This is a genomic window from Apibacter raozihei (assembly GCF_004014855.1).
Classification (GTDB): domain Bacteria; phylum Bacteroidota; class Bacteroidia; order Flavobacteriales; family Weeksellaceae; genus Apibacter; species Apibacter raozihei.
On the sequence record NZ_CP034930.1, the window covers coordinates 250,037 to 274,862 of the forward strand.

26 protein-coding genes and 1 tRNA gene are annotated in these 24,826 nt (G+C 29.8%); 12 read left to right on the plus strand and 15 right to left on the minus strand.

Features of this window, described 5'->3' with window-relative positions; all coding sequences use genetic code 11:
• Window position 1 precedes the first annotated feature (1 nt).
• Window positions 2–1,273: an exonuclease domain-containing protein gene (locus EOV51_RS01230; protein WP_128149038.1), complete on the plus strand. Its 1,272-nt coding sequence runs from the start codon at window positions 2–4 to the stop codon at window positions 1,271–1,273.
• Between the two features lie 129 nt (window positions 1,274–1,402).
• The gene (locus EOV51_RS01235) at window positions 1,403–2,461 is read left to right on the plus strand and encodes a class I fructose-bisphosphate aldolase (protein ID WP_128149040.1); all 1,059 of its coding nucleotides are present in this window, start codon (window positions 1,403–1,405) and stop codon (window positions 2,459–2,461) included.
• A gap of 78 nt (window positions 2,462–2,539) precedes the next feature.
• Here the strand turns inward: EOV51_RS01235 and EOV51_RS01240 are convergent, their stop codons facing one another.
• Window positions 2,540–3,706, minus strand: a complete 1,167-nt coding sequence (locus EOV51_RS01240) for a proline dehydrogenase family protein (RefSeq protein ID WP_128149042.1) — start codon at window positions 3,704–3,706, stop codon at window positions 2,540–2,542.
• Between the two features lie 210 nt (window positions 3,707–3,916).
• Between EOV51_RS01240 and hemH the strand changes: the two genes are divergently transcribed.
• From hemH to EOV51_RS01265, 5 genes are all read left to right on the plus strand, one after another.
• Entirely contained in the window at window positions 3,917–4,927 is a 1,011-nt protein-coding gene (gene hemH, locus EOV51_RS01245; RefSeq protein ID WP_128149044.1) for a ferrochelatase, read from the plus strand.
• Window positions 4,928–4,994: 67 nt separating this feature from the next.
• Window positions 4,995–5,858 carry a lysophospholipid acyltransferase family protein gene (locus EOV51_RS01250; RefSeq protein WP_128149046.1) on the plus strand — a complete coding sequence of 288 codons (864 nt, stop codon included), beginning with the start codon at window positions 4,995–4,997 and terminating at the stop codon, window positions 5,856–5,858.
• Window positions 5,822–6,838: a glycosyltransferase family 2 protein gene (locus tag EOV51_RS01255; protein ID WP_128149049.1), complete on the plus strand. Its 1,017-nt coding sequence runs from the start codon at window positions 5,822–5,824 to the stop codon at window positions 6,836–6,838. Before EOV51_RS01250 ends, EOV51_RS01255 begins: the two co-directional genes overlap by 37 nt.
• Window positions 6,839–6,912: 74 nt before the next feature.
• Window positions 6,913–8,130, plus strand: coding sequence for a diaminopimelate decarboxylase (gene lysA, locus EOV51_RS01260; protein ID WP_128149051.1), 1,218 nt, complete (start codon window positions 6,913–6,915; stop codon window positions 8,128–8,130).
• A 76-nt stretch (window positions 8,131–8,206) separates the two neighbouring features.
• Window positions 8,207–8,291: transfer RNA gene (locus EOV51_RS01265), tRNA-Ser, on the plus strand.
• 109 nt (window positions 8,292–8,400) lie between these two features.
• On the opposite strand, the gene EOV51_RS01270 is transcribed toward EOV51_RS01265, so the two are convergent.
• Complete coding sequence (locus EOV51_RS01270; protein WP_128149053.1) at window positions 8,401–8,769, minus strand: DoxX family protein; 369 nt, start codon at window positions 8,767–8,769, stop codon at window positions 8,401–8,403.
• Window positions 8,770–9,138: 369 nt separating this feature from the next.
• The gene (locus EOV51_RS01275; RefSeq protein WP_128149055.1) at window positions 9,139–9,474 is read right to left on the minus strand and encodes a winged helix-turn-helix transcriptional regulator; all 336 of its coding nucleotides are present in this window, start codon (window positions 9,472–9,474) and stop codon (window positions 9,139–9,141) included.
• Window positions 9,475–9,570: 96 nt separating this feature from the next.
• Here EOV51_RS01275 and EOV51_RS01280 point away from each other — a divergent pair, with 96 nt between their 5' ends.
• Entirely contained in the window at window positions 9,571–10,173 is a 603-nt protein-coding gene (locus EOV51_RS01280) for a nitroreductase family protein (protein WP_128149057.1), read from the plus strand.
• Between the two features lie 121 nt (window positions 10,174–10,294).
• Here EOV51_RS01280 and EOV51_RS01285 read toward each other — a convergent pair whose 3' ends face one another.
• On the minus strand, window positions 10,295–10,921 hold the full coding sequence (locus tag EOV51_RS01285) for a hypothetical protein (protein ID WP_128149059.1): 627 nt from the start codon (window positions 10,919–10,921) through the stop codon (window positions 10,295–10,297).
• Window positions 10,922–11,463: 542 nt separating this feature from the next.
• Between EOV51_RS01285 and EOV51_RS01290 the strand changes: the two genes are divergently transcribed.
• Window positions 11,464–12,330, plus strand: a complete 867-nt coding sequence (locus EOV51_RS01290; RefSeq protein WP_128149061.1) for an aldose 1-epimerase family protein — start codon at window positions 11,464–11,466, stop codon at window positions 12,328–12,330.
• Between the two features lie 500 nt (window positions 12,331–12,830).
• On the opposite strand, the gene EOV51_RS01295 is transcribed toward EOV51_RS01290, so the two are convergent.
• The 7 genes from EOV51_RS01295 to EOV51_RS01325 all read right to left on the minus strand — a co-directional run bounded on the left by EOV51_RS01295 (window position 12,831) and on the right by EOV51_RS01325 (window position 20,845).
• Window positions 12,831–13,040, minus strand: coding sequence for a hypothetical protein (locus EOV51_RS01295; RefSeq protein ID WP_128149063.1), 210 nt, complete (start codon window positions 13,038–13,040; stop codon window positions 12,831–12,833).
• The gene (locus EOV51_RS01300) at window positions 13,025–13,597 is read right to left on the minus strand and encodes a hypothetical protein (protein WP_128149065.1); all 573 of its coding nucleotides are present in this window, start codon (window positions 13,595–13,597) and stop codon (window positions 13,025–13,027) included. Before EOV51_RS01300 ends, EOV51_RS01295 begins: the two co-directional genes overlap by 16 nt.
• Window positions 13,598–13,614: 17 nt before the next feature.
• Window positions 13,615–14,265 (minus strand): helix-turn-helix domain-containing protein, encoded by a 651-nt coding sequence (locus tag EOV51_RS01305; protein WP_128149067.1) that lies wholly within the window; start codon window positions 14,263–14,265, stop codon window positions 13,615–13,617.
• Window positions 14,266–16,863: 2,598 nt separating this feature from the next.
• Window positions 16,864–17,304 (minus strand): DUF6896 domain-containing protein, encoded by a 441-nt coding sequence (locus tag EOV51_RS01310; RefSeq protein WP_128149069.1) that lies wholly within the window; start codon window positions 17,302–17,304, stop codon window positions 16,864–16,866.
• Window positions 17,305–17,499: 195 nt separating this feature from the next.
• Complete coding sequence (locus EOV51_RS01315) at window positions 17,500–18,240, minus strand: hypothetical protein (RefSeq protein WP_128149071.1); 741 nt, start codon at window positions 18,238–18,240, stop codon at window positions 17,500–17,502.
• Window positions 18,241–18,945: 705 nt separating this feature from the next.
• The gene (locus EOV51_RS01320; protein ID WP_228427662.1) at window positions 18,946–19,845 is read right to left on the minus strand and encodes an RHS repeat-associated core domain-containing protein; all 900 of its coding nucleotides are present in this window, start codon (window positions 19,843–19,845) and stop codon (window positions 18,946–18,948) included.
• Window positions 19,846–20,332: 487 nt separating this feature from the next.
• Complete coding sequence (locus tag EOV51_RS01325) at window positions 20,333–20,845, minus strand: hypothetical protein (RefSeq protein ID WP_128149074.1); 513 nt, start codon at window positions 20,843–20,845, stop codon at window positions 20,333–20,335.
• 157 nt (window positions 20,846–21,002) lie between these two features.
• Between EOV51_RS01325 and EOV51_RS01330 the strand changes: the two genes are divergently transcribed.
• Window positions 21,003–21,275: a hypothetical protein gene (locus EOV51_RS01330; RefSeq protein ID WP_128149076.1), complete on the plus strand. Its 273-nt coding sequence runs from the start codon at window positions 21,003–21,005 to the stop codon at window positions 21,273–21,275.
• Window positions 21,276–21,326: 51 nt separating this feature from the next.
• Here the strand turns inward: EOV51_RS01330 and EOV51_RS01335 are convergent, their stop codons facing one another.
• Together EOV51_RS01335 and EOV51_RS01340 are read right to left on the minus strand one after the other, a co-directional pair.
• Window positions 21,327–21,839, minus strand: coding sequence for a M23 family metallopeptidase (locus tag EOV51_RS01335; RefSeq protein WP_128149078.1), 513 nt, complete (start codon window positions 21,837–21,839; stop codon window positions 21,327–21,329).
• Between the two features lie 48 nt (window positions 21,840–21,887).
• Window positions 21,888–22,664: an RHS repeat-associated core domain-containing protein gene (locus tag EOV51_RS01340; protein WP_228427664.1), complete on the minus strand. Its 777-nt coding sequence runs from the start codon at window positions 22,662–22,664 to the stop codon at window positions 21,888–21,890.
• Between the two features lie 236 nt (window positions 22,665–22,900).
• Between EOV51_RS01340 and EOV51_RS01345 the strand changes: the two genes are divergently transcribed.
• The gene (locus EOV51_RS01345) at window positions 22,901–23,173 is read left to right on the plus strand and encodes a hypothetical protein (RefSeq protein WP_128149082.1); all 273 of its coding nucleotides are present in this window, start codon (window positions 22,901–22,903) and stop codon (window positions 23,171–23,173) included.
• Between the two features lie 379 nt (window positions 23,174–23,552).
• Here the strand turns inward: EOV51_RS01345 and EOV51_RS14895 are convergent, their stop codons facing one another.
• Together EOV51_RS14895 and EOV51_RS14900 are read right to left on the minus strand one after the other, a co-directional pair.
• Window positions 23,553–24,197 carry a hypothetical protein gene (locus EOV51_RS14895; protein ID WP_317126969.1) on the minus strand — a complete coding sequence of 215 codons (645 nt, stop codon included), beginning with the start codon at window positions 24,195–24,197 and terminating at the stop codon, window positions 23,553–23,555.
• A gap of 27 nt (window positions 24,198–24,224) precedes the next feature.
• Window positions 24,225–24,323: an RHS repeat-associated core domain-containing protein gene (locus EOV51_RS14900; RefSeq protein WP_317126985.1), complete on the minus strand. Its 99-nt coding sequence runs from the start codon at window positions 24,321–24,323 to the stop codon at window positions 24,225–24,227.
• Window positions 24,324–24,531: 208 nt separating this feature from the next.
• Here EOV51_RS14900 and EOV51_RS01355 point away from each other — a divergent pair, with 208 nt between their 5' ends.
• Window positions 24,532–24,807, plus strand: coding sequence for a hypothetical protein (locus EOV51_RS01355; RefSeq protein ID WP_128149084.1), 276 nt, complete (start codon window positions 24,532–24,534; stop codon window positions 24,805–24,807).
• Window positions 24,808–24,826 lie beyond the last annotated feature (19 nt).

The following is a 24,826-nucleotide window of genomic DNA, read 5'->3' on the forward strand; positions in this document are numbered from 1 at the left end:
TATGGACTATGCTATTTTAGATGTAGAAACTACAGGAGGTAAATTCAATGAAGAAGGCATAATTGAAATTGCGGTTTACAGGTTTGACGGAGAAAAAATAACCGATACTTTTATTTCACTGGTAAACCCTGAAAAAGAAATTCATTTTTATGTGCAAAAACTTACGGGTATAACCAACAAAATGGTTCGTACCGCTCCTAAATTTTATGAGTTGGCTAAACGATTGGTTGAAATTACTGATGAGACTATTATAGTGGCTCATAATGTAGCTTTTGACTATCGGGTTATACGAACTGAGTTTTCACGATTAGGCTTTAATTTTCAACGTCCTACTCTGGATACCATTTCGTTAAGCAGGACATTAATCCCGGATATGAGCTCATATTCTTTGGGTAATTTATGTACTGCAGTGGGAATTCCTTTAAGCGACAGACACCGAGCTCATGGAGATGCCCGTGCTACGGTGAAATTATTTCAGCTCTTACTGGCTAAAGATTTGCAGAAAAATATTATTCAATCTTCTATTAAACAAATACGCCATCAATCTTTAAATAAAAAAATATTATATCTTTTAGAAGAACTTCCACTGGAAACAGGCGTTTTTTATTTACAAGATGAAAACGGAAAAATTATTTATATTGATCAAAGTACTAACATTGCTAACAAGGCCAGACAGATTCTGACCGGAAAAAATAAAAAGTCTATCGAGCTTCAAATAAAAACGGAATCAATTACTTATGAGCTCACAGGTGATGAAATAATTGCAAAGATTAAAGCCCAAAATGAGATTAAAGTTAACGTTCCTGAATTTAAACCTAAAAGAGAAACAAATTCATCTATTTACGGCTTATATTTTGAATTTAATCAATGGGTAATTAACCCTCTTAATAGTAAAAACAAAAAATACGCCTGGCTTTCTTTCAGTTCTGCTGAGAAGGGTATCTCGTTTATTAATAAAACTATTGAAAAATTAAAAGGGAAAGAAGAGGATTCAGACCTTATTAATCAGCATATATTGGACTATTTTTCTTTAGATGAGCCTAATATAATATTATATGGAAAAGGCAGAGCTCTCGGTGAAAATTCTTTTATTTATCTGGAAAACGGAGTGGTAAAAGGATACGGTTTTTACAATCTCCATTCGCAGATTAAAAATTTAAGCCGTGTTAAAAAAATAATGACTTCTGCTCTTTCTTCCCGAGATATTCTAATGAAAATAAGAAACAAACTTTTTATTACGGAAGGTTTTAAAAAGATACTTTTGGCTGAATAGTTTAAAAACACTAATCAGTTTCTTTAGATTACAAACTTTTTTTAATTTAATTATTTTGATTGAAATTTTATCTATTCAGCTTATAAATGCGTACATTTATAGGTATTAAAATCCTATATATTTTCAGTTATGGCAGAAACAAAAATTGCTCAATTACTGGGCGAACAAGCTGATTTTTATTTAAAACATGAATGTAAAACGGTAGATAAAAAACTCTTACATTCTCCCTCTCCTTCGATCATTGATGATGTATGGTCTTTAACGGATCGAAATATTCCTACCCTTAGAAGTTTACAAACTATATTGGGACATGGAAGACTGGCTGATACCGGATATGTTTCCATTCTACCAGTTGATCAGGGAATTGAACATACCGGCGGTGCATCGTTTGCCCCTAATCCTCTTTACTTTGATCCGGAAAATATTATTAAGCTGGCTATTGAAGGGGGATGTAATGCTGTGGCATCTACTTATGGGGTTTTGGCCTCAGTAGCAAGAAAATATGCCCATAAAATTCCTTTTATTGTGAAAATAAACCATAATGAGTTATTGACATATCCTAACACCCCTCAACAAATTTTATTTGGTACAATAAAAGAAGCCTGGGATATGGGAGCGGTAGCGGTAGGTGCTACGATATATTTCGGATCTGAAGATAGCCGTAGAGAAATTGTAGAAATTGCAGAAGCATTTGAGTATGCTCATGAGCTGGGAATGGCTACTATTTTGTGGTGTTACCTGAGAAATGATAATTTTCAAAAAGATGGTGTAGACTACCATTCAGCGGCAGATCTTACCGGACAGGCAAATCACATCGGGGTAACATTAAAAGCAGATATTGTTAAGCAAAAGCTTCCTGTTAATAACGGGGGATTTACTGCGATTAAGTTTGGTAAAACTGATCCTAAAATGTATACTGAACTCACTACCGAACATCCTATTGATTTATGCAGGTATCAGGTAATTAATGGTTATATGGGAAGAGTGGGTCTTATAAATTCGGGAGGAGAATCTAACGGAAAATCTGATCTTAAAGATGCAGTTGTCACAGCGATTGTAAATAAACGCGCAGGTGGTATGGGACTTATTAGTGGTAGAAAAGCATTCCAAAAACCTATGAAAGATGGTGTAGAATTATTACAAACCATTCAGGATGTATATCTGGATAAATCTATTACTTTAGCGTAATATAATCTTTGTTTAAAAATAAAGAAACCTGATTTTAGGAATCAGGTTTCTTTATTTTATTTTATTAGAATGTACTTTTTATTTATTTCTTCTTTGTAATTCTTTTTGAATATAAGACAATTCTCTACCTGTTTGCCCAGCAACAGATGTATTTTCTTCAGCTCTTCTTGTCAGATAAGGAACTACATCTGCAACTGGTCCATAAGGAAGATATTTGGCAATGTTATACCCATCTTTCCCTAATTTAAAGCTGATATTATCACTCATCCCGTACAACTGACCAAACCAAACTTTATGAAAGTTGTTTTCGATATGTTTTTCTTTAAGTAGTTCCATGATAGTGGTGCAACTGATTTCATTATGTGTTCCTGCATACAAAGATATAATATCGTTGTTTTCAATCATAAATTTAACAGAATCATCGTATTGTTTATCAGTGCTTTCTTTATCCGGCTGAATAGGTGAAGGATAGCCTTTTTCCTGAGCTCTTTCACGTTCTTTCTCCATATAAGCTCCTCTAACTATTTTAAATCCGATAAAATATCCCCCTTGCTTAGCTTTTTCAAATTGTGATTTCAAAAATTCCAAACGTCCGGTTCTATACATTTGGATTGTTCCGCATACAATACATCTTTTCGTATTGAATTTTTTCATGAGTTCTTCAGTTAAATCATCTACTGCATCCTGCATCCAGCTTTCTTCAGCATCAATCATAAAAGTAACGTCTTTCTCATAACAAAGTTCCGCAACCTTATAGTATCTTTCAACTACCCGTTCCCATTCTTTTTGTTCTTCTGGAGATAACGTCTGCTTACTTCCTATTTTCTCATAGAGCTCTAATCTTCCAAAACCTGTAGGCTTAAAAACTACGAAAGGAATAGCTGAGTTTCCTACGGAAAAGTTCACATTATTAATAGTTTCATTAAAAGTTCTATTAAAAGTTTCTTCTTCAACTTTACCTTCCACAGAATAATCCAATATGGAAGAAACTCCTAATTGGTGCATTTTTTCAACTACCGGAATACATTCCTGCATAGTTTCTCCTCCACAAAAATGATTAAATAAGGTACTTTTCACTGTTGATTTAACAAAAGGTAAATCCCATTTAATCACTGTATTAAGCAAAGAAACCCCCATTTTAGTTACGGTTGGACTTTGTATACAGGAAAATAAGAATTTAGCTTTTTTTAAATCTTTATCGCTTTTTAATTTGAATGCTACTTCAGTATCAGAGAATGGATTCATAATAAAATTGTTTTAATATCTGCAAATCTAAAATTTTTCAGAAATATTTAAGTAAAAAAACAAAAAAATTACATTTTTTTATTTAAATAATATTTTACTTGCTTAAATCTTAATACATAAAACATTTTAAATACTACTATTAATTCTTATTATCAGAAGAGAGAATTTATTAAAATGAGATTGTTAATTTTGTAATGTAAAATAAAAAGAATGAAAGGAATACTGTTGGTCAATTTAGGATCGCCAAAATCTACTAGCGTTGAAGATGTGAGAGTTTATCTGCGGGAATTTTTAATGGACAAAAGAGTGATTGATGCGCCCTGGCTAATCAGAAAATTTGTAGTTGAATGTACTATTTTACCTCAAAGGCCTAAAGATTCAGCTCATGCTTATCAGACGATCTGGTGGGATGAAGGCTCTCCTTTGGTTGTCATTTCACAACGGGTTACCAACAAAATTAAAGAACAAGTAAAAAGTCCTGTAGCTTTAGCCATGAGGTATCAGGAACCATCTATAAAAAGTGGATTACAAGAACTTTTAGACCAGGGAGTATCCGACGTTCTGGTTATTCCATTGTATCCTCAATACGCAATGAGCACTACGGAGACTGTTGTTGAAAAAGCCAAAGAAGTTCAAAAGAAACACTTTCCCGGTATGCGTTTAAATTTTCTTCCTCCGTTTTATAATGATGAAGATTATTTACAGATTTTAACTGAAAATATTAAAAACCAACTTCCTGAAGATTTTGATTTAGTGTTGTTCAGCTATCACGGATTACCGGAAAGACATATTTATAAAACAGATCCAACCAAACAATGCCGAATTGATAATCACTGTTGCTTTGAAGAAAGCCGTGCTTCACATCCGTATTGTTATCGTCACCAATGCTATTATGTTACTGAACAGGTAAGAAAAAGACTCGGGCTTGAAAAATCTCAGGTTAAGCAAAGTTTTCAATCAAGGTTAGGAAGAGATCCGTGGTTACAGCCCTACACCGATAAGACTTTAGAAGAACTACCTTCTATGGGTATTAAAAAAATAGCAGTTGCAGCCCCTGCATTTGTGTCTGACTGCCTGGAAACTCTGGAAGAGCTGGCTATAGCAGACAAGGAATTATTTATAAATAAAGGAGGCGAGTCTTTTCATTATATGGAATGTTTAAATGAAGATAAAAACTGGATCAACTGGCTGGTTCAAAAGATTGAATCTTATCTGGCCTAGTTTTATTTTTCGAGGTAGTACTCTTTATGGAGAACATTTCTTATTTTTGCCTTATAATTAAAGCAATTTGAAAGTCATATCTTTATTTTTTATAAAATTATTTTCTAAGTTACCGTTTCGTGTACTTTACGGAATAGCTGATTTTTTATATTTTATTCTGTATTATATTATCGGATATAGAAAAAAGATTGTTAGAAACAATTTGTTGATTGTTTTTCCCTATAAATCTAAAGAGGAAAGAAAAATAATTGAAAAAAGTTTTTATAAAAATTTTTCAGACTTCATGGTAGAACTTCTTAAAGCTTTCACGATGACAAGTGAAGATTATAAAGGGAAAATACGGTTTACAAACCTGGAGGTACTTAAGCAGGAAAAGGACGTTATCTTACTTACAGGACACATGTTCAACTGGGAATGGTTAACCGGTATCGCTCCTGATCTGCCTCAGGAAAATAAGTTTGCTATCTATAAAAAAGTAGCCAATAATTTTTTTGATCAGGAGGTTCATGAATCTCGATCTCGATTTGGTGCAATTCCTTTAAGTGTAAAAGATGTAGGGCGAACTATGATAAAACAGCCGAATGACGGCTCTCATATTTATTTTTTTGTGGCTGATCAAAGTCCGTTTAAAAACAGAATCCATTATGAGCTGAACTTTTTTAACCGAATGACTCCTGCTTTTAACGGATACGATAAAATTGCAAGAAAGAAAGATTATGTAATTATCTATGTTGACATGGTAAAATTAAAACGTGGAAGCTACGAAGCCCGTTTGAAAAGAATATGTCCGGAAGGAGAAAAATTTTATGAGAATGAAATTGTAGAAAAATTTTATCAGGAACTTGCTCAAAATATAAAAACACATCCAGGGCTATGGCTCTGGTCTCATAAGCGATGGAAATACACCAGCGGAATAGATTACCAGCTTTAGCCATTGTTATTTTAAATTATAACGGTGTTTCCTGGTTTGAAAAATTTTTACCAGGAATTATTCATTTCAGCACAGATGCTTCTATTTATGTAATTGATAATGCTTCGACAGATCATTCGGTTTCATACTTGAAGAAAAACTTTCCTTCGGTAACTTTGATTCAGAATAATACGAATTCGGGATATGCTGGCGGCTATAATGAAGGGCTACAATTTATAAATGAAGATATCTATTGTTTATTAAACTCTGATGTGGAGGTTACTGATAACTGGATTTTACCTATACTTACTTTGTTTAAAGAGAATGAATCCATCAGTGCCATACAACCCAAAATTTTAAATTATAATGAAAAAATACAGTTTGAATTTGCGGGTGCTGCCGGTGGTTTTCTTGATAATCTAGGCTACCCTTTTTGCCGGGGCCGAATTTTTTATACACTGGAAAACGATAACGGGCAATACAATAATAATCAAGAAATATTTTGGGCTACAGGAGCTTGTCTGTTTATAAGAAGTAAAGATTTTTGGTCACAGGGCGGCTTTGATAATGATTTTTTTGCACACATGGAAGAAATTGATTTATGCTGGCGGCTAAAGATTTCCGGAAAAAAGATTTTTTATTGTGCGGAATCTAAAGTCTATCATGCCGGAGGAGGTACTTTAAACCCGGACAATCCAAGAAAAACTTTTCTTAATTTTAGAAATAATCTGTTAATGCTATTAAAAAATCTTCCGGCAAATCAAGTTTTCTTTATTATTTTTTTACGATTGATTTTAGATGGTATAGCAGGAATAAAATTTGTTTTTTCCGGAAACTGGAAACACTGTTTAGCTATTCTTCAAGCACATTTTTCTTTTTACAGGCTACTTCCCCGATTTTTAAAGAAGAGAAAAGCCGGAAGCATCATTTATTACAATAAAAAGTATTTACTTTATCAATATTTCATTAAAAAAAGAAATCGATATTCTGACTTGAAATAATTTTTGTATTCCCCAGGATACAATAACAATTCAATTGGTTTTTTTATAACTTTGCAAACTATTTATTTTAAACTATGGAATTAGCAAGAATGCATCAAATGGAGGAAATAGCCCGAGAATACGGTGCGCCTCTCTATATATATGACAGTGCAGTAATTGAAGAACAATTTGCACGTTTGACCCGCGCTTTTCAGGGGGTAAAAGACGTTAAACTTAATTATGCCTGTAAAGCTAATACTAATATAAATATTATAAAATTTATACGCAATCTGGGTTCTGGATTAGATGCTGTTTCTATAAATGAAATAAAGCTTGGACTTAGAGCCGGTTTTTTGCCTCAGGAGATAATATTTACACCTAGTGGTGTTCATTTTAATGAAATTCGTGAAGCTGCAGAGCTGGGTGTTAAGATACATATTGATAATTTTCCTTTTCTCAGAAGATTTTCGGAGGAATTTCCGGATTATCCTATTGGTATTCGTATTAATCCGCATATAAAAGCAGGAGGTAATGAAAAAATATCTACCGGACATGTAGACTCTAAATTTGGAATTTCTATAAACCAGGTGAATGATATTGTAGATTTAACCCGTAAAATTCCATTAAAAGTGGAAGGACTTCATGTGCATACCGGATCAGATATTTTAGATATCGATGTTTTTTTAGAGGGTGCTGAAGTATTGTTTGGTGCTGCGGAAAACTTCCCGTCACTTACTTACCTCGATTTTGGAAGCGGTTTTAAAGTTCCGTATAAAGAAGGAGATAAAGAAACTGATATTGTAACCCTAGGAAATAAATTAGGACTTCTTTTCAATCAGTTTGTTGAAAAATATAAAAAACCTTTACGCCTGATTTTTGAACCTGGAAAGTTTCTGGTTAGCCAATGCGGCCTTTTTGTTACAGAAGTAAATGTGGTAAAAGAAACTCCATACCGTAGATTTGCTTTTATAAACAGTGGCTTTAACCACCTTATACGCCCCATGTTTTATAATGCATTTCATCATATAGTAAATCTTTCTAATCCTGATTCAAAAAATGAAAAAACATATGACGTGGTTGGCTATATTTGTGAAACAGATACTTTTGCATCAGATAGAAAAATAGCAGAAATTCATGAAGGTGATTATCTATGTTTTGAAAATGCCGGAGCTTATTGTTTTTCCATGTCTTCAAATTATAACTCAAGGGTTCGTCCGGCAGAGGTTTTATTATTGAATGGTGCTCCTCACCTGATAAGAAGAAAAGAAAATTTTGAAGATTTATTGGAAACTACTGTTGAAATTTCTTTGTGAAAAATTTGGAAAAATAAAAAAGGTTTGTATATTTGCAACCGCTAAACAGACCTCCTGATTTTAAAATCAGGATTTTGGAGAAATGGCAGAGTGGTCGATTGCGGCAGTCTTGAAAACTGTTGACTGTAACAGGTCCGGGGGTTCGAATCCCTCTTTCTCCGCAACAAAAAAAGCCTTATCGAATTGATATGGCTTTTTTTGTTCATATTCTTAATTTTAACTATTTTTTTTTAAAGCATACCACCTAAGCTATCAGACTATTAATTAGTGCTAAACAGGACTTTTTTCTTTTGTATAGCTATAAGCCCATGCAATAAGAATAAATTGCAATGGAAGCCTTAGTATTGCAACTGGTAAATACGGATTATTTTGCTTATAAAAATCAATGGCCATTTGAATATTTGCCGGAAATACCGCAATTAATAATGCAACGGTTAACCAGGCTCCCAGCCTCCTCGTAGGTTTTAATAAAAGTAAAATACCGCAGATCATTTCACATATTCCACTTATTTCTACTAATTCTCTGTGATAAGGTAAATATGGCGGCATAATTTTCATGTATAAATCCGGTACTATGAAGTGATTAATTCCTGCCAACACATACATAACTCCCATTAGGTAATACAATAGTTTTTTCATGTTAATTATAGATATTTAAATTTATATTAAAGGTACATTATAAATATATACAGAGCAGGAAATATATGCTCATATTTTTATTTTATTACCTCAATACTTTATGTACTCTTTTCAATAAAAATATTTTAATGAACTGCAACGTAAAAAATGTACGTATTTTACTAAGTGTTAAGATATATTCATAGCTGTAATATTAATTTCTTACTGATGTATTCTTTAATTTTTACGAACGCGCAATTAAGACGAATGAAAAAGTATACATGTTTATATTTTGTGTCATCTACAGTTCTAGCTATATATCTATCTGTCTATCATTTTTTAAAATCACCTTTATTTTCAAATTCAGAGCATTTTGCTAACACTACGTTACTACAAACATAGAGTTCTGTTAACAGCCATAGCCCCCCACTGCTCTATAACTTTTAACACAGGCTCTAAACTTTTACCAAAATCCGTTAAGTGATAACTCACTTTTAGCGGAGCTTTATTTGTATGAACTGTTCTTACTATTAAACCGTCTGTTTCTAATTCTTTTAATTGTAAACTCAAAGTACGCTCCGTAATCGAAGGAATTTCTTTTCTAAGTTCATTGTATCTTTTTTCTTTTGTAAGATGCATTAAAATAACTGCTTTCCATTTGCCTCCAATATACTTCATGGTAACACTTGTGTTGCAGGGATATTGATTGTTTTTAATGATTTTCATTTTATACTATCTCTTTTGACCGTTATTGCAAAGTTAAAATACTATACTTATGTTTGCAACTATAAAATTGATAGTTTAATTTAATATTTACAAAACATGGATTTTTTAACATTAGCACAAAAAAGATATTCTACTAAAAAGTATACTAAAACCAAAAAATTATCTGAAGAACAGTTAAATGAACTTAAAGAAATTTTGAGATTAAGCCCATCATCTATCAATAGCCAGCCATGGAATTTTATATTTATTGAAAATGACGCGGTTAAAGCAAGTCTGGCTGAAGCTTCCTTTTTTAATGAAAATAAAATTAAAGATGCCAGTCATCTGGTAGTATTTTGTGCAGAAGATAGTATTTCAAATTTCGAAGAACAAATTATTAATCATTTACCTGAAGGTTCACAGGCTTATTACAACCAGTTTATTAAAACAAGACCAGAACAGGAAATTAAAGCATGGATGCAGCACCAGGTATATATTTCATTAGGATATTTTTTAAGTGCATGTGCTGCTATGGGAATAGATTCTACTCCTATGGAGGGTATAGATGCTGTGAAATATGGCGAAATATTAAATCTAAAACATTTAAAACCTTTGTTTGCTGTTGCTATAGGATACAGGGATTCGGAGGATAGTAATCAGCCTTCCTTGCATCCTAAAACCAGACAAGAAAAAGATAAAATTATCACGGTAATAAAGTAAATAAATTCTAATAAAATTTGCCTGAAAGCTACTTATCAGTAACTAATCCGATACCTGTTTTCAGGCAAAATTTATACTTATATTTTATACTATTATCATTTCTTTAAGGTGACCATCTTTTTCAATAAGAACCATTCCTGTTAATTCCGAAACAATAATTACCTGCTTTCCAATCAGTAGTTTCATGGGATGTCTTAGTTGTAAAATAATATTTCAAATTATCTTTTTCGGATAATATTTCAATACCTTCTTTATTTTTGGAAAACCGAATCTCGAATCCATTTTCTTTAAGTTTGTTGATAAGAAACTCTATAGTTCTTTCGAGCGAAAACGATATACTTTTTCTAACATCCAAACTGATATAATCTGGCAGGCTAAAATTAATTACATCTGTTAATTCCTCGTTGATAAAATTATACCTTTCTGCATCACAATATTTTTGTTTAAACTGTTTCCAACGTGAGTCATAATTTTTTTTATAATTATGAAATGAACAACCTAAAAAATATAGATTTTCATTATTACATTTTTTGTATTCCGATAAAAAACTTAAATTAATTTTACTATGATACCTCTTTTTTACTTCTTCCGTATATTGGGGAAATACCCTAAGCTTATCTGACTTCTCTGAATTCCCCCCACTGTTATTGTCAAAATTTGCTTTAATTTCTTTGGATTTATCTTGCTGTTCAAGTAGACTCAGTTCTTGTTCTAATTTATACGTTTCGAAAAGTTCTTTAGGTATCATAGGGCTTACATGCAGTTTATATTCAATTTATCCATCTGTAGCGTTACTCTTTTTTACACATAACTTATAACAGACAGATTAAATTCAGTACTAACTTTAGGTTTATCTCACATAAAAATAAATGTAGTTTTTTCATTCATATACGTATGCAATTATATAGAATTACATATACATTTATTAATAATTTTTTATCAAGTTCAGGATGTTTTAGTTTTTTTTTAAATATTTATTTTATGTTGTATTATAATTCTTGGACCTATAAAAACCTTTTTAAATAAAGAGTTATACAAAAAAGAATTAACCATTTTTACATTTGTTTATAAACCATTTTAATAATAATTCCAAAATAGATTATTATATCATAAAGATATAAATAAATAAATATATAGCCAAATATTAATTATATTTATTTGTATTTATATTTATAAATTAGTTAAATTATATGCTGAAATGTAACATTACAGACGTTCCAACATACTTTAAATTTTAGTATAATTGAAAAAAAGTTTAGGTATATTTGTTCCTTATTAAGTCTCTGCATTATGGCAACATTACAAAACGATATTCTTACTTTACAAATAAATTCTCTGGGAGCTGAGCTTTGCAGTATAAAACACAATGATAATGATAAGGAATATATCTGGCAGGCTCATCCTGAGTTTTGGAAAAGACATTCTCCTGTTTTATTCCCTATTGTCGGCAGTTTATGGAATGGAAAATATATGAATGACGGTGAGGAATACAGCATGGGACAGCACGGCTTTGCCCGTGATATGGTTTTTGATTTACTCTCTGGCTCTTCTCAGGAAATTAGCTACCAGCTGGAAAGCAACGAGGAGACACTTTCTAAATATCCTTTTCCGTTTAAACTTATTATAAGTTACGGGCTTGAACAAAATTTTGTACATGTGAACTGGGAAGTAGAGAATACAGGTAATAAGGTTATGCATTTTCAGATAGGTGCACATCCGGCTTTTAACCTGATTGACACAACTGAGATGAGTAAGGGGTATTTAGGTTTTTCTGAAAAGGAACTTCAGTACATGCTTATTAAAGAAAAAGGCTGTATAGATGTTTCTGAACATTATGTATTATCGCTAAACGAAGGTTTGCTTCCTATAACCTCTACTTTGTTTGACCGTGATGCGCTTATTTTTGAAAAACAAGGAATCTCTCGTGTTGATTTGCTCAGCTCTGATAAAAAACCCTATGTACGCGTGCATTTTGAGTCTCCACTGGCTGGAATATGGTCTCCGGCAGGTAAAAACGTTCCGTTTGTTTGTATTGAGCCCTGGTATGGCCGTTGTGACCGAGTAAATTATTCCGGAGAATTTAAAGACCGCGACTGGATGAACCATCTAAATCCGAATGAAATTTTTAAAGCTAAGTATTCTATCGAGATAATATAAATTAGAGAATAAGTAATATTTTAAGACAAATAAAACTTTTTATGTTTATGATGCAGTCTAAAGCTTATTATTGAGCAGGTAAAAACAATGGCGAACAAAACTGCAAATATAGTTTCACAAATGTTAAGTCCATCATCTACAGGCGAAAAACCAAAAATTTTATTTAATTTTTCAATTTGAAGAATTATAATTAAATTAAAACTTATAGGTTGTGCTACAATATACATTATACCTCCAGATATCAGTATTTGCTTTACATTAAGTTTTAATTTTTTTTCATTAAAGTATATTAGGATAAGGAATGCTAAACACATGCCTATAATATATGATAAGGGCAAAGCTATGATAAAGAATATGAATAAACGTAATCCTAAAAACATAGTTTTGGTTTTAAATAAGTTATTGCTGTTTTATTATTGTATGTAAAAAATTCACCCATTTTTTTGCTTCTTTAAAATTTAAGTTACAATCAAAAATTAATTCTAGCTATACAATTTACTCTATTTTCTATCAAAGGGTATTACCTTTTGTGCTAACAAGCGAGCTTTTAGCTCATCGGCATAATAGTGTGCAAACTTTTCTTTTTCAATAACTGGTATTTTAAAATATGCTTCAAAGCACCTTTCCCAAAGCTCATTCTCTTCGTCTTCAAGAGCTGTTTTTTCTACTACATTTAAATAATGTACATAGTGCCCTATTTCATGAAGCAAGGTTCTATAAAGTTGCGTGTTTTAACATATTCCAATTCATAGTCTGCAAGGTAGTATTTTCCATTATCAATAATCTTATGACCGTCTTGTTGTAACCTGCTTATTTCTTTTTGATCTTCAATCGAAAGTTTCTTCTTCCATTTAAACTTCTTTTCATAATCAATTGCATCTAATATAATTGCAGGATAATATTCATTCTCATAATCATATGAATAAATTAATCTACCCCATACGGGCGATAAAATTTCCTCTTTTCTTTTAGGTTGACGAAAAATCACATATTTAAGCTCTCCTAAATCCTGAGGTGGAATTTCATTTAGTAAAGTTACAACATCATTTACTGTACAAGCGTGTTCTGATGTTTTACGTGTTTCCTCTACTATAAAAACAAACTCATTACCTTTAATGTTTTTATGTATTTTTTTATGATTCCCTATTCGCTCATAAAATGATTTTCTTGCTAGAACCGTAGATCCTGGTATAACTAATTTATTGTTTTGTCCAGATCCTTGTTTAGCTGTTCCAATATTTCTATTTCTTCGTGTAGGATTATACATATTTAATCAGAAAAATTCTACCCTCTACCTTTCAGAACCTCTTCCAAAAGTCTAACTTTTTCCTTTTCTGTTTCCAAGAGCTTCTCATATAGTTCTACAATTTTATCTACTGTATTGAAAGTAGGATAATTTTGATTGGCTACAGCATTATCTTTAAAATCCGTAAATGTATTTGCAACAATATTTACCGTTGTTCCTTGTTCCAGTTCAGTAATCGCTTCTACCGGAATATCTAACGCCTTAGCAATTTTTTCGAGAATCTCCACATCCAGCTTTTCTTTCTTTTCAAGCTCTAAATACTCTTGTTTATTAATTCCTAATTTTAGTGCAATTTCAGATACTGGTATATTTAGATGTTCTCTAATTGATTTTATTACTTTTCCTTGTAAACCCTTTTCATTATCGACAATAAAATTTTTTATAAATTCATGTTTTATATCTACCATTTTTTTATTGTTTAAATTTTCAATAACTTCTATAGGTACTTGAAGAATATCTGCGATTTTTATTAGAGTTTTTTTATTATCAAATTCTTTACGTTCAATTTCTGATATTGACTGTTGTGTTATATCTAACTCTATAGCTAAGAACTCTTGTTTATAACCTAAGAGCTCTCGAATACGTTTAATATTTCTTCCATGATGTATATTTAAATCCGGTTTAATCATCTTTACAAATTTAAAATTTATTTATCAATAAGATAAAATTAAACTACAATATGCTACCTGTTTTATACAAGTTATTTAGAGTTAAGAATAAGACCGAGAAAATATATTTATTGAAAAACTACAACATAATGTTTTGACTTAAAAATTAGATTCCTTTGGAGAAATAAGAAAATGAGCTATGAACTGATATTTTCTATCTATTAGTAATGAACAAAACCTACGCACTCATCTAATTTGAGTTTTTTGAAAGATCATTAAGTTAGATAATATATCTTATAATCTGAAATTAAATTGTGGTATTAACTATTTATATCCTGTTTTGCTTGCCTAAATATTAGAATGAGCAAATATTCCTTAATTGACATAAGCTATTTATATATAAACAAAATATTTATTATTGAACTAATTAATGCACGCTTTTTGGCATAATAAAAGTATATAACACTAAAAGATTTTTTTTGAATTTATTATAACTAATTTAATGTTTTAAATTAACGCTAAACTTATTGAAGAAAGCTGTCTAATACACAGCTTTTTTTTATATATCATTTCCTTTTAAATACATTTAAAAAAATATAGCTCCATTTTTTTTCACCTAGTTTATAAAAGCAAAATAAATAGTCCTATTACTATAATTAAAAATTCTAGTAAATAAAATGCATAGGTATTATTTACTAAGAACCTGACTACAACATCAAGCAATAAAACAAACAATGCCATTGCCAGTAGTGTCGAAAATCGTAAAAATTGAATAAAATATGGACTTGCTGAATTTGTTAAAGTAAATCCCATCCATACAAATACAACTGAGAATATGTTAAGTGGCGATATTTTGTATTTTTTGATTTCCATAGGTAATTAGTATTAGTTAGCGTTTAAAAAAATATAATAATAAAATTTATGTAACACCTTTTTATACAGGTAAATTGTATGGTGTTTAACATAATTTGACATCTATATCTGGCATTATCTCTCTTTTTGTTTTTGTGCACATGAGGCCACAGAGATAAATTTAGACAGCTAAAGGTAATTAATTACTAAATATAAGAAAAATTATTTATATAATTAGGATACATGAATAAAATTATATAGTAATTAGAGATTTATATTTTTTCTTAATTATCAATATAATCTATTTACCGATATACAAATTTTATTTTATACTATTTAGTTGAGCATGCTTTTTGGCATATTAGTTAATAGAAACGCTAAAAGATTTTTTTATAGAATCAAATTATTATAATTACAATTAACACTAAAACTTATTGAGGAAAGCTGTCTAACCCGCAGCTTTTTTTATTTTATCTTATTTTAATTGATCTGCGCAATATTTCCCAAATAAAATCATTTTTTACAAATCGTTATAATACAAGCTGTTATACTCAAACCTAAACCTATGTAGGAATAAACCAAAGAGTTAGTTTCAATGATTTTTTTATACTTTTAATTTAAAATTAACAAAATATTGTGCGATTTATCAGATAAATTTATTATTTTTGTTTTCATATACAAATACATTTAATTAAAGCGCTCTTTATAAGGTTAATAAATTAATAATAAATACAGTTAAATCCTGCTTTTTTTAAACAGGATTTAACTTTTTTTAACAATCAGCACCTCTTCATTAATCTCTTTTGCATTTGTCTGTTTACTATATCAATTCGAGTTATATTTAAATATATAAATATTATTATATTTGGTCAAATCAGTATACTTTTTGATAATTATTATATAAGAAATTACAAAGATATTTTCACACTTTTTTATAGTAATTTAATTTTTATTTGCACTAACAAATTAGAGAAAGCTGTTAATTTTTAACAGCTTTTTTATTTGTTTAAAACTTTATTAAAGAAAATATTTTTATATAAAAACTTTTAATCTATCAACCAAATTATTAAATACTCACAACAACATGATTATCAATTATATAAATAATCAGTCTATTAATTATATTGTTTAATTATAAATTTAAATATATTTAGTTCTCTAAAGATCCCCAATTTTATATTTTTAATTAACATTATACAAAAAAAATCATTATTTATATTTATCCTATAGTTTTAACATCTATTTTTTTATCTTATAAAGGATAAAAAAAGTATTCTTATTGAATATTTTAAGTCATTATCTTTATAAAAATGTTAGATTTTACGGTTTTCCTTTTTTTATATGTTATTTTTCTCTGTTATTTTGCATCATAGAAAAACTTTATTGCGAACGCAAACAACTAATTAATTTATTAACACTACGATTTTTATTAAGGAAAGCTATTTAATGGCTTTCTTTTTTTTTATAAATGTTTTTGGTTCAGATACTAATTGTAATTTTTATTAACTCTAAACTCAGACTATAATATAAAACTTTAAGAACATTAATTTTTTAAACAATTAAATCACTGATAAACAATTGATTAATATGTAATTTAAAAAATTTAAATAAAATATTACTATGAATTTTTAGCTCATATATTATTTTATTCTTACCTTTATCTTGTCTTAAGAGAATTTTGATTCTTTTAAGTCGTATAAATTTAAAATGAGATTTAATCCTGCTTATAATAAGCAGGATTTTTTTATATATTCAGATACTATTTATTTACTTAAATTGATAGGTTGAGGGTATCAGATATGAATCAAACCTTATTTCTCCTTGATATAAACATTTTAGCGTCTTATCATCGATATATTTTTGTAACTGATTTTTTACCTCATTTTCTTTTATATTTAAATTTTTGTATATAGAAAAAGTTTCTATAAAGCATTTTAATTCATAATCATTAAAACATATATAGTAATATTCTCCTTCTGTTCCATAAGGTATAATACTATAATCACATAGTATTTCATTTTTTTGTATTTCACAACCTATACCGTGAAAACGATATCTAAAGTTTCCTGCCTTACCTAACCTGTTAAATGCAGCTCCTCGTACATGCCAGTATTTATCTTTTAAATTGTATTCTTTTATTAATTCTTTTTCAAACTCATTTATAAATTTAACGTATAACTTTACTACTTCCAATATTTCAAATTTCATATATCTAAAAACTTTTTTTATACATTGATTTACAATAATTCACAAAAATATGTTAAAGTTAAAATTTACCTTATTCCTACTATTTTAAGACATAAAAAATTATATAGTATACCGATACAAGTATGGCTTAGTTATTTACCATCCTCCCTCACAACACTAGGGGTTGCTTATTTATTACATTTAGTAATATTAAATTTATTTCTTAACAATAATAAAATTACTAGCTTCTAATTCTTTTGCTATTTCAAAAAGATATCCATTATAGCCAATTTCTTGAGATACTTTATAATTAATATGGGCAAAATTATTTATTACTAATATTATTTTTTTTTCTAGTTTTTCCAGAAAAGGATCTAGAGAAGTTAGACAATCTATAAATGCATTAGATTCTGCACCAAAATATCCTCTTTTTCCAAAAAAAACTTCACTCAATAAACAATGTAAATCAAGAGGAGTTTTAAGTTCTTTTTCATCATTAAGGACATACTCTTTATCTAATTTTAAAGATACCGGGACTCCATTCCAAAAATAACAACATCTTAGCCATTCATTCCTTTCTTGCTGTACCTTAAAATCCCTCCATGAATATTCTTTCCCCTTGTACCACCCGTAAAAAATATCTAAATATCTCTGATGAAAAGTATAAATTTCATCTGTATAAACTTCTTCTAAATAAAAAATATTTCTATCTATTTCTATAATTTCATTTGAATTAATGATTAATGTTAGCAGCATTAATTTTGCTCGATTTAAATAAATCTTAACAACCAATTCTTTTCCAATTAAAAATTCAGAAGAAATATCGTTTATTAATTTTAAGTCTAGTATCTTTATACTATAAATCCCATTATTTTCGGATATCTTAAGGTACTTTGCTGTAGCTATTTTGAATTCTTTATAAAGAAACAAAATTTGTAAGATATTATTTTTTTCCATAACATATTTATTCATAAATATAATAGGCGAACTTGTTAGAATCTTATAAATCTTTGTATAATTAAGATAAAAAAATTATCCTTAACAATCTGAATATTAATAAATTATATTACTCATACCGCTTTATTTGCAAACCTATCATTCCCTAACCAAACGGAACACACCCAATGAGACATTTACAACATTCTTTCCCTTATTCTATCTCTTATTCCTAATAACGAGTTAGAGTTGTTAGAGTTGTTGGATTTACTTAATAAAGAGGCTTAAAAGAAAAAGAGACTGATAGTTATCGGTCTCCTTCCTATTAATACCTAATGAGTTTTTATTTATAATTTTTGAATGCAGCCTACATTGCAAGTTTTTTTTGTTTGTTATTTAATATAGATAATTTTAGAAATTTTTATTATTGTCATATTCATTAAAAAACAATTCTATGTCTTTACCTTTTTCTATTTATAACTTTGTACACTAAAATAATAGAAATTAAAAGTAAAATTAATCCATTTATAAATAAATTAAATAAAGAAAATCCATATTGTTTTACCCCATTTACATAGACCTCATGATAAAAATTGAATGGTAAACCAACATTTCTTATAACATAACGATCTTTCAATATTAAATAATCAATAATATTTACAGGAACAAATATTATAAAAAAAACAATTATAATTTTAAAAAGATTCCATTTCATTATTCTACATTTTAAAGTATAGGAAACCTCATTATAGATGGTGCTCTCATTATTGCAGAATTTCTCTTTGATTGCTCTGTATCATTCACAACAGCACCTTTACTATTGACAGACAGATTGCCATAAATACTAACAATACCTGACTCTTGAGAAAAAACTTTCTTAGGAAGTATCTTACCATCCTGCTGAGTAACCATATAAACATTACCCAAACCAAACCAACTAGAATCAAAGTCTCCCTTATAAGTATAAGAACCTCCCGAATATCCGGCCATACCAGACGAATATTTCACGTTAGAATAATTTAAAAAATTCGAAGCAAAAGGTTCTTTATTACAACCATAAAAAACAGCTATACTACCATTAGGATCAAAATTCCAATCAATCAACCCCCATCCTTCAGGAGATAATTGTCCCCTATCGTCAAATACTCCAGTCTCTAATCTCAAATTATATTGTCCTGAGGTTACCAATTCACCAACCGGTCCATCTGTACCACCATGCCCAAAAAATGAAGCTTCAACGGTCATTCCATATCCTTCTTTTCTAGCCTTTTGAACCTCGCTCTCAACAACTTCTTTTAGTTTCCCTAGATCTTTAACTGTCAATTCTACAACTTTGTCTTTAGGATTATTTTTTTTGATTTCTTTAGCTCTTGTTTTCAACGCATCTACAAAATCTCCCGCCCCACCTGTGTGAATTAAAAAATGTACATTACCAGATGGATCTCCTGCCCCATTCTCTGGCATCATTCCGGTAGGATCAATATATTTAACTGGATTATTAAACGTATACGCATAAGGACTTACACTCGAATATTTTTCTGCCATAGGATCCACGCTTAAGAATATACTCTCCCTTGGATTATAGTATCTTGCACCGTAATAATAAAGACCGGTTTCCTCATCCAACCCCTTACCGTTACATACGAAAGGGAGAATTCCTTCAGTTTTTACATTTTTCTAAAAAAACATTACTCCTGTTTATATATCTTAACAAGGCTACAGCAAACTATTTCAATCAACTCTTTTAACTGCCAAAGATACTATTTTAAGATAAAATACGAATAAAAGTCCCGAGACTTTTCTACTCTGTAGATTTTGTTTATAGTGACCTGCCATTTTTTTTATAATTATTCATTTTGCAAACCGAAAATGTACAAACAAATTCCAATGAAAAACCAAACCCTAAAGACTTCTTAGTTACTTTACAAAAGCTCAAAACCATTCCTGACTACGAGAACTTAGGTTTTACCCTCAAACCCCTTTGATATCCTGTAACTTATCCGCTCCCTTATCCCTAAAGACGAACTAGAATTACTCGATTTGCTAAATAAAGAGCATTAAAATAATATACCCCGCTCAATGAGCGGGGTATATTTAGTTTACATTACGAAAATCACATTCCATAGATTTTAGGCTGACAATTATCACAAACGATAATATTACAACCCATTGATTCCAAAGGAACTGGGTCGTGAACTAAAGTTTGTTTCTCTTTATCAAAGTAATAAAAAGTCATATTAACATTATAAAGTTCCGTTTTTACTCCTATAAAATCTTGGTATTTTCTTGGAGGAAAAGTATTAAGCATCGGTTTTCCTAAGATTGTACCAACTTTTACTGAATCCCCTTTTATAACTGTAATATTTTTTATAGACTCATAAGATATCAAATTAATATTATCATATATTATTGCTAAACAATTAGTACTATCATCTACATACAAAACTGTCCCTTGTACAAAAGATTTCACATCTTTACTTCCCCTATCTGCTATGATTGTAACACCAATAGGAGATAAGTTATCTTTAAAAAATAATCCTTTGTATAATTGCGTTTCTTTATCATTCCTATATCCTTTAATCACTTTCCCATCACTTATAGGACATTGATATATTTGCGAGAACATATTTTGTGAAATACAAATAAAAATAATACACAAATACTTCATAATAATTTAAATTTTATTTAAATACATCTTCTTTTTTAATAGTTAAGGCTTTTTCTACTCATTAAAATTTGTTGTCAGCGACCTGCCTTTTTATTTAACTTAATCACTTTTTACCATGACAACACAAAACAAGTCTTCAAAACAAAAACTAAACCCTAAAGACTTCTTAGTTACTTTACAAAAGCTTAAAACCATTCCCGACTACGAAAACTTAGGATTTACTCTTAAATCTCTTTGTAAAATTACGCAAACAGCCCTGTTAACGGAAATCTCGTTCCCCAATTACACGGAACACAACCAATTGGACATTTATAACATTCTTGCGCTTATTCCCTCCCTTATCCCTAAAGATGAGTTAGAGTTATTGGATTTGTTGAACAAAGAATAAAGAAAAACCCCGCTTATTAAGCGGGGTTTATTTAGTTTACATTATGAATAATCACATTCCATAGATTTTAGGCTGGCAGTTATCACAAATGATAATATTACAATCTATTGATTCCAAAGGAACTGGTTCATGAACTAAAGTTTGTTTCTCTTTATCAAAATAATAAAAAGTCATATTAACATTATAAAGTTCCGTTTTTACTCCTAAAAGATCTTGATATTTTCTTGGAGGAAAAGTATTGAGCATCGGCTTTCCTAAGATTGTACCGACTTCCACTAACTCTCCTTTTTTAACTGTAATATCTTTTATGAATTCATAAGATATCAAATTAGCATTATCATACATTATTGCTACACAATTAGTACTATCATCTACATACAAAACTTCTCCTTGTACTATTGATTTCACATCTATACTCTCACTATCTGCTATGATTGTTAAATCAATAGGAGCTGAATTATCTTTAAAAAATAATCCTTTGTATAATTGCATTTCTTTATCATTCCTATACCCTTTAATCACTTTTCCATCACTTATAGGACATTGATATATTTGTGATATCATATTTTGTGAAATAAAAATAATATACAAAAACTTCATAATAAAATTAATTTAGTTAGAATTTTCTTTTATAGCCTGTTTAACCATATCTTCTAATCTTTTTTGTCGCTCATTATGAATCTTTTTTTCCTCTGACAATTCAAAATCTTTTACCTTTACTTTAGATAATGGTCCTTTTGTTACAATAGGCTTAGAGTCTCCTTCATATTTATCTCTGACTTGTACACCTTTATTAGATTTAGTTTCAGCTTTCATAGCCTCCCATTCAGATAATGATATCCCAGTATCTCCGACCAAAATCCCACTATATATTTTAAGAGGAAGACCCTCATCTTTATCCCATAAATTAAAGTGATTAAGCTCATGAACTAGTACAGAAGCCGATGATAATATTTCTCCAGAATCTCCCTCTATACCTAATAAACTATTCCATCTTAAACTTTGATCTTCGTGAAAAAAGGCCGACCCCAAATCTGTATTTCTTACTGTAACAGTACTTGATGTCTCTAATGCTTTAATTACATCCTGTTGAGTACTCATTGCATTTAAGGCCTGATATACCGATTGAACATATTCATCACTTATCCCTTTTAATTTTTGTATATCATTTACTGAAGACAGTCTAATACTCTGATCATTTTTTGCTCCATATAATACTATAATATCTCTACCATCAGGATCTATTGCATTTATTGGGTTATTTGCTACATAAGCATAAGCACTTGTTCCAGGATACTTCTCTGTCAACGGATCCACTGATAACCACACAGATTCCCTAGGATTATAGTATCTGGCACCGTAATAGTAAAGACCTGTTTCCTCATCCAACTCCTTACCCTTACATACGAAAGTGTGAATTCCTTTGGTTTCTACTTTTTTCTAAAAAACTCTTACTCCAGTTTGTATAACTAAACAAGGCTATAGTAAACTATTTCAATCAACTCTTTTACCTGCCAAAGATACTATTTTAAGATAAAATTTAAAAAAAAGTCCTTAGACTTTTCTACTCTGTAGAATGTGTTTGCAGCGACCTGCCTTTTTATTTAACTTAATCCCTTTTTACAATGCAAACACAAAAAAAGTCATCCAATGAAAAACTTAACCCTAAAGATTTCCTAGTTACTTTACAAAAACTAAAATCCATTCCCGACTACGAAAACTTAGGTTTTACTCTCAAATCCCTCTGTAAAATTACGCAAACGGCTTTATTAGCAGAAATCTCTTTCCCTAATTACACCGAACACAACCAATGGGACATTTACAATATCCTGCAACTTATTCGCTCCCTTATCCCTAAAGATGAACTGGAACTGCTGGATTTGCTGAATAAAGAGTAATAACAAAAAAGAAGGCTACTCAATGAGTAGCCTTCTTTTTTAACTTTATCTTTAAGCCTAAACTTGATATTATTTTTGATTCATTTATATAATTAATACCTTTATTAAAAAAGATATATAAAACATTATTATTAAAATTAATGGAATAACTGTTATATATAAATTATTATTTGTTAATATTCCTTTTCTTATCTTAATATAATTAAGTATAAACGAGTAAGTAAAGAAAATTATTAATGGTATAAAAAATATCCAATTCAATATAAAATGAAGTAATGATCTTTCATAGATGTTAAATTTATTTAATATAATAGTAATAACTATGAATATGCAAAAGCATATCAACAAAATTCTTGGGTTAATAATTTTATTTCTCATATTAATAATACTTTCTACCATCAAAAATTGCTCTTTGATCTGCTTCACTATCTCCAAAATTATAAAACTCATTAAGGTTAGATCCTCCTTTAACTTCAAAATCAAAGAGACCTATTTCTTCTGTCCATGCTCCCCACATAAAATTACCTGCATCAAATAAATTATATATTTTATTGCTACCCTCAAATCTATAATTATAGATAGTCTCCTCAATAAAAACATTGTATATATCTTTTCTTTCAGCTAAGTATCCCATTGTAAAATCAGCTCCAGTATGTGATGCTAATGCAACTAAAACATACTTTGAAACACTTAATGGAGCCATATATTTAGATAGTTTTATTCCTGAATTTAATGACACCCCTTTGACAACTTTATCTAACTCCGCCCTGCTAACTGGATAATATAATTGTTCTCCAACACTATAGTTATTTGTAAGTTTGCTTTTATCTACTTCTTGAGTATCATTAAATTTTAATTCATTTCCTTTCTCATCATAAAATCTATTTGGCTTATCATTTTTAACAACTTTACTAACAATTCCTTTATTATTAACTGTTATATCATCATCAACACTTTCACCTTCCATCCCTGTCGGATCTATAAACCTAACTGGATTCTGATAACAATACTGATACGGAGTCATTGTTTGTTCAAAGAGTGGATCCACTGACTACCACACGCTTTCCCTTGGATTATAGTATCTGGCACCGTAATAGTAAAGACCTGTTTCCTCATCCAACTCCTTACCGTTACATACGAAAGTGTGAATTCCTTCGGTTTTTACTTTTTTTAAAAAAAACTCTTACTCCTATTTAAATATCTAAACAATACTATAGTAAACTATTTCAATCAACTCTTTTACCTACCAAAGATACTATTTTAAGCTAAAATTTGAATAAAAGTCCCGAGACTTTTCTACTCTGTAGAATGTGTTGTCAGCGACCTGCCTTTTTATTTAATTTTTAAATCTTTCTATCATGCAAACAGAAAACAAGTCATCCAATGAAAACCTAAACCCTAAAGATTTCCTAGTTACTTTACAAAAACTAAAAACCATTCCCGACTACGAAAACTTAGGTTTTACCCTCAAATCCCTCTGTAAAATTACTCAAACCGCCCTGTTAGCGGAAATCTCTTTCCCTAATTACACCGAACACAACCAATGGGACATTTACAACATTCTTGCCCTTATTCGCTCCCTTATCCCCAAAGACGAGTTAGAGTTGTTGGATTTGCTCAATAAAGAACCTTAAAATAAAAAGCGACCGATAA